Genomic DNA, 1,345 nt, shown 5'->3' with positions numbered 1-1,345 from the left:
TGCATAACACGTTTACTACTAAGCAATTATACTTAATATTGACGCCTTAAAGCGAGAAACACCCGACAACCTGAGGTTGGCGAGTGTAGTAAATCGTGTTGATGCAATTGTTAGGCGTCTTTTTGATAACGACTTTCCACTATCTCCATTTGAGAAAGAACATTTGTAGCACTTGTTGTTACCAGTGCTTTTTCTCTATGTGCATAAAAGCAACTTACTAAACCACAAAAAGTACTAGAAATACCAATTGCCCACATTATTACTTCATCCACTCTTTGCTCAACAGTAAATGGAGTAAAAATAGCAGCCGCTACTATCGAAAGACCAGCACCAATTAATGCAGAACCTATAGTATGAGTAAGAGAATTACTATCTTTAATTCTACTAATGCTAACTTTCAATGCTTCCCATTCACTTTTAGGAATAACCATCGCTTGGGTCGATTGTGGTTGTTGGATATCGTATGTTTGAGTCCAACGAAAACCATCTTGCGGTGTTTCTTGTTTCTGAGTTCCTTGAGTATTACTCATTATCAACCACCTCAGAATAAAATGTATACGCCACGTTGTAAGAGTTATAATCTCCCATAACGTTAATGCGGAAAATAAATGATAATGCTCTCCCATTAAGAGTTCCGACTGATAAAGGTAGACTCGGACCAAAATTTAATTTTCGATGAGGATTATGTGCTGTAATCACTAATGTAGAATCACTTTCAACATTACCTGAAATCGAATTATCTGTGTCATCAGGTTCACTTTCAACTACAAGGCGGAGTATCATTTCAGGTGACTCCGATAGCCGGAATTCAATTGGGTTCATTTCGAAAGAGTCAACATAACCAGATTCAATAACTTCTTGATTTCCACTTATAATTCTCATGGTTAATCCTTTGATATCACAAAATAAAATATTGTGTAGTTTATCATAACACAACTAAAAATATAGATAATTGACGCCTAACGCTGGCATAACATGTTTATTACTATGCAGACCAACCTGAATTTTACCGCCTTAATCACTAAACCTAAGACAAACCCAGAACGCCGAATGTAATAAATCGTGTTGATGCGATTGTTGTGCGTGCTTACTTTCGGCTTGGCAAGCTTGGTAAAGAACTTCCCTGCCAAGATTTTCTAAGTCCTAATTCTAATTTACCGATAGTAATTAAGCGAACAAAATGTTCTTAAATTGCGAGATAAAGTGAATGGAAAACAGATACATTTTTTACGCCATTTGAACGACTTGGTTTCAGCAGATTTGGAACTGATAAACCAAATATCCTTGCCACAGCTGGGATTGAAAATATTGAGAGGAAAACACTGATGCAGACTAAAATGAGGCA

At 36.5% G+C, this 1,345-nt stretch carries 2 protein-coding genes; both read right to left on the bottom strand.

Going from position 1 to position 1,345, the window contains the following annotated elements:
* Positions 1-110 precede the first annotated feature (110 nt).
* The gene (locus A6E04_RS20685; RefSeq protein WP_065612281.1) at positions 111-530 is read right to left on the bottom strand and encodes a hypothetical protein; all 420 of its coding nucleotides are present in this window, start codon (positions 528-530) and stop codon (positions 111-113) included.
* Positions 523-882: a DUF6864 domain-containing function gene (locus A6E04_RS20680; RefSeq protein ID WP_065612280.1), complete on the bottom strand. Its 360-nt coding sequence runs from the start codon at positions 880-882 to the stop codon at positions 523-525. Before A6E04_RS20680 ends, A6E04_RS20685 begins: the two co-directional genes overlap by 8 nt.
* Positions 883-1,345 lie beyond the last annotated feature (463 nt).

The organism is Aliivibrio logei (assembly GCF_001691055.1).
GTDB classification, from domain to species: Bacteria; Pseudomonadota; Gammaproteobacteria; order Enterobacterales; family Vibrionaceae; genus Aliivibrio; species Aliivibrio salmonicida.
The sequence above is the reverse complement of the archived record's forward strand: the minus strand, read 5'-3'. Positions and strand labels throughout refer to the sequence as shown.